This window comes from Pseudomonas sp. MWU13-2100 (assembly GCF_023242365.1).
Taxonomy (GTDB): Bacteria; Pseudomonadota; Gammaproteobacteria; order Pseudomonadales; family Pseudomonadaceae; genus Aquipseudomonas.
The window spans coordinates 1-5,170 of the sequence record NZ_JALLIX010000084.1 but is presented as its reverse complement, the minus strand read 5'-3'; the positions used below and the strand labels follow the sequence as shown (position 1 = coordinate 5,170).

Below are 5,170 nucleotides of genomic sequence, written 5' to 3'. Positions count from 1 at the left end.
TTCATCGGCGCCGCAGGTGTTGAGCTGGACGCCGGGCATTTGCGCGAGCAACTGCGCCTGTCCCTGGCCGAGTACATGTTGCCGAGCGCCTTTGTCAGCCTGGAGGCTTTCCCGCTGACGGCCAACGGCAAGCTCGATCGCAAGGCCCTGCCGGCCCCGGATCGCTCGGCGGTGGCCAGCCGTGGCTACGAGGCGCCCGAAGGGGACACCGAAATCGCCATAGCGCGGATCTGGCAGGACCTGTTGCAACTGGAGCAGGTCGGTCGCCATGACCACTTTTTCGAACTCGGTGGCCACTCGCTGCTGGCGGTGAAACTGATCGAGCGTATGCGCCAGGTCAACCTCAGTGCCGATGTCCGTGTGCTGTTCGGCCAGCCGACCCTGTCCGCCCTGGCGGCCGCGGTGGGGGGCAAGCGCGAGGTCGAGGTTCCGGCCAATATCATCCCCGAAGGCTGCGAACGCATCACCCCGGACATGCTGCCGCTGGTGTCCCTGAGCCAGGACGATATCGACCGCGTGGTTGCCGGGGTGCCCGGTGGCCTGGCCAATGTGCAGGATATCTACGCCCTGGCGCCGTTGCAGGAGGGGATCTTGTATCACCACCTGGCCGCCGCCCAGGGTGACCCGTACTTGCAATATGCGATGTTTGCCTTCGACAGCCTCGACCGCCTGCACAGCTTCGCCCAGGCTCTGCAAGGCGTGGTGGCGCGGCACGATATCCTGCGCACCGCGGTGTTCTGGGAAAGCCTGGATGCACCGGTGCAAGTGGTCTGGCGCGAAGCGACCCTGGGGCTTGAACAGCTGCAACTGGACCCGGCGCACGGTGACGTCGTCGAACAGTTGCGGGAACGCCTCGACCCACGTCATACCCGCCTGGATATTCGCCAGGCGCCGATGATGCGCATCGGTTATGCCGAGGACCCGGCGAATAAGCGCTGGGTCGGCATGCTGTTGTTCCATCACCTGGTGGACGACGCCACCTCACTGCGCATTCTCTGTGGTGAAATCGAGGCGCATATGCTCGACCGCCAGGCCGAGCTGCCGCCGTCCGTGCCCTATCGCAACTACGTGGCCCAGGCCTGGCTGGGTGTCAGCCGCGAGGAACACGAAGCGTTCTTCCGTGACATGCTCGGCGATATCGAAGAGCCGACGCTGCCGTTCGGCCTGCAGGATGTGCAGGGTGACGGGCATGCGATCGAGGAAGTGCGTCAAGCCGTGGATGCCGACCTGAGCCGACGCCTGCGCTTGCAGGCGCGTCAGCTCGGGGTCAGTGCCGCGAGCCTTTGTCACCTGGCCTGGGGCCGTGTACTGGGCGCGGTTTCGGGCAAGGATGACGTGGTCTTCGGCACCGTTCTGCTCGGTCGCCTGCAAGGCGGCGCCGGGGCCGATCGGGCCCTGGGCATGTTCATCAACACCTTGCCACTGCGGGTGGCACTGGGCGAGCAGGGCGTGCGCAGCGGTCTCAAGGCCACCCATGTCCGACTCAGCGGGTTGCTGGCCCACGAACACGCGTCGCTGGTGCTGGCGCAACGTTGCAGCGGCGTGGCCGCGTCGACACCGCTGTTCAGTTCCTTGCTCAACTATCGGCAGATCGGCGATACCAGCGTGACCGACCAGGCGCTGGCCGCCTGGGAAGGCATCCAGGCGCTGGACGGTGAAGAACGTACCAACTACCCGCTGACCCTGTCGGTGGACGACCTCGGCGAAGGTTTCAACCTGACCGTCATGGCCGAAGGGCAGATCGGCGCCGAGCGGGTCTGCGGTTATATGTGCTGCGCCCTGGAAAACCTGGTACGGGCCCTGGAGCAGGCACCGGACACCGCGCTGGGCGCGATCAATATCCTGCCGGCCGGCGAGCGCCAGCAATTACTGGAAAGCTGGAACACCCCCCATGCGCTGTATGCCGATGACGCCTTGATCCACCGCACCTTCGAAGCCTGGGTGGTGGCGCAACCGGAAGCCGTGGCCCTGCAATATGAAGCGCGAACGCTGACCTACGCTGAGCTGAATGCCCGCGCCAACCAGGTCGCCCATCACTTGCTCGAGCTGGGTGTGCGTCCGGATGACCGGGTGGCGATCTGTGTCGAGCGTGGCCTGGAGATGATTGTCGGCCTGCTGGGTATCCTCAAGGCCGGCGCCGGCTACGTGCCGATCGACCCGGCCTATCCGGCCGAACGTATCGCCTACCAGTTGCAGGACAGCGCCCCGGTGGCGGTGCTGGCCGATGCCGCCGGCCTGGCCCTGCTGGGCAGCTTTGACGGCCCACGGGTCGACCTGCGCAGTCCGGCGCTGCAGGCCCGGTCGAGCAGTAATCCACGGGTGAGCACGCTCAGTCCGCATCACCTGGCCTATGTGATCTACACCTCCGGCTCCACCGGCCTGCCCAAGGGCGTGATGGTCGAGCACCGCAATGTCGCACGGCTGTTCTCGGCGACCCAGAGCTGGTTCGAGTTCAATGAGCAGGATGTCTGGGCCTTGTTCCACTCGTTTGCCTTCGACTTCTCGGTCTGGGAAATCTGGGGTGCGCTGCTGCACGGCGGGCGTCTGCTGGTGGTGCCGCAACTGGTCAGCCGCTCGCCCGAGGACTGCTACGCACTGCTGTGCAATGCCGGGGTGACGGTGCTCAACCAGACCCCGAGCGCGTTCCGCCAGTTGCTCAATGCCCAGGGCGAAAGCGATCTGCGCCATTCCCTGCGCCAGGTGATTTTTGGTGGCGAAGCCCTGGAAACCGGCATTCTCAAGCCGTGGTACGCCCGGGTGGCCAACGTCGGCACACAGTTGGTGAACATGTACGGCATCACCGAAACCACGGTGCATGTGACCTACTGCCTATTGGGCGCGGCGGATGCGCAGCGGGCGGGCGTCAGTCCTATCGGCGTGCGGATTCCGGACTTGCAGTTGTATGTGCTCGACGGCCGCCGCGAGCCGGTGCCGGTGGGCGTGGTCGGCGAGTTGTATGTCGGCGGGGCCGGGGTGGCGCGGGGTTATCTGAACCGTGCTGAACTGACCGCCGAGCGTTTCCTGGCGAACCCGTTCAGTAAGGATCCCCAGGCGCGCTTGTACAAGACCGGCGACCTGGGGCGCTGGATGGCCGATGGTAGCCTCGATTACCTGGGCCGCAACGACGACCAGGTGAAGATCCGCGGTTTCCGCATCGAGCTGGGCGAGATCGAAGCGGCGCTGGCCGCCTGCGATGGCGTCCGCGAGGCGGTGGTGCTGGCCCGCGAAGACGAACCGGGGGACAAACGCCTGGTGGCCTATGTGATCGCCGGGCCGGGCCGGGAGGTGCTGGCCGCCGAGCTACGGGCGCAGCTGTTGCTGTCCCTGGCCGAGCACATGGTGCCGAGCGCCTTCGTGGCCCTGGAGTCCTTCCCACTGACCACCAACGGCAAGCTGAATCGCAAGGCCCTGCCGGCACCGGATGCGCAGGCCCTGGTGCGGCGTGACTACGCGGCCCCCGAGGGCACCGTGGAAATCGCCATCGCGCAGATCTGGCAATCTTTGCTGCAACTGCCGCAGGTGGGTCGCCATGACCACTTTTTCGAACTGGGTGGGCATTCGTTGCTGGCGGTGAAGCTGATCGAGCGCATGCGCCAGGTCGGCCTGGCCGCCGATGTGCGGGTATTGTTCAGCCAGCCGACCCTGGCGGCCTTGGCCGCGGCGGTGGGCGGGCATCAGGAGGTGCGGGTCCCTGACAACCTGATCGTGCCGGGCTGCGAACGCATCACCCCGGATATGCTGCCCCTGGCCGACCTGGACCAGGCAGCCATCGACCGGATTGTCGCCGGCGTGCCGGGTGGCGTGGCCAATGTGCAGGATATCTACGCCCTGGCGCCGTTGCAGGAGGGGATTCTTTATCACCACCTGGCGGCCCACGAGGGCGATCCCTATGTCCTGCAGGTACTGTTCGCCTTCGACAATCGCGAGCGTCTGGGTAGTTTCGCCCTGGCTCTGCAGAGCGTGGTCGAGCGCCATGACATCCTGCGCACCAGCGTGGTCTGGGAGGGCCTGGACCAGCCGGTGCAGGTGGTCTGGCGCACTGCGCAACTGAGCCTGGAAGAGGTTGCGCTCGATCCGGCGGCGGGTGACGTGCTGGCACAGTTGCACGAGCGCTTCGACCCGCGTCATTACCGCCTGGATATCGGCCGGGCACCGCTGATGCGCATTGCCTACGCACAGGACATGGCCAACCAACGCTGGGTCGGGATGTTGTTGTTCCATCACATGGCCCTGGATCACACCGCGCTGGAAGTGGTGGTGCAGGAAATGCAGGCCAGCCTGCAAGGCCTGGGCGGGCAATTGCCGGCGCCAGTACCGTATCGCAACCACGTGGCCCAGGCCCGTCTGGGGGTCAGCCAGCAGGAACATGAGGGGTTCTTCCGCGAGATGCTCGGCGATATCGACGAGCCGACGCTGCCGTATGGCATCCAGGATGTACAGGGTGACGGCAGCGCTGTCGACGAAGCCCGTCAGGTGCTCGACCGCGGCCTGAGCCAGCGCCTGCGTAGCAGCGCGCGGCAACAGGGGGTCAGCGCCGCGAGCCTGGTGCACCTGGCCTGGGCTCAGGTCGTGGGCCGGATCTCGGGTCGTGAGGAAGTGGTTTTCGGCACCGTGCTGATGGGCCGGATGCAAGGTGGCGAGGGCACCGACCGGGCCCTGGGCATGTTTATCAATACCTTGCCGTTGCGTCTCAGCGTCGGCAGTCAGGGCGCACTGGCCGGGGTCAAGGCCACCCACGGGCGGCTGTCGACCCTGCTCGGACACGAGCATGCCTCGTTGTCCCTGGCCCAGCGTTGCAGTGGCGTGCCAGGTTCGTTGCCGTTGTTCAGCACGCTGCTGAACTACCGCCACAGTACTGGTGGCCTGGCCTCGTCCGAGGCGCTGTCGGCCTGGCAGGGCATCCAGACCCTGAGCATGGAAGAGCGCACCAACTATCCGTTGTGCCTGAACGTCGATGACCTGGGCGATGACTTCATGCTCACCACCCAGGCGGTAGGGCAGATTGGCGCCGAGCGGGTCGGCGGTTATATGCAGGCTGCCCTGGCCAGTCTGGTGGAAGCACTGGAACGGCGGCCGCAAGCCGCGTTGAACAGCCTGTCGATTCTGCCGGCCGATGAGCGCGAACAGTTGCTGGTGGGGTTCAACGATACGGCGCTGGATTATCCGCAGA

At 65.9% G+C, this 5,170-nt stretch carries 1 protein-coding gene; it reads left to right on the top strand.

Going from position 1 to position 5,170, the window contains the following annotated elements; all coding sequences use genetic code 11:
- A partial coding sequence (locus tag M5B99_RS29215) for a non-ribosomal peptide synthetase (RefSeq protein ID WP_248807398.1) occupies positions 1 to 5,170 on the top strand: 5,170 nt, incomplete at both ends.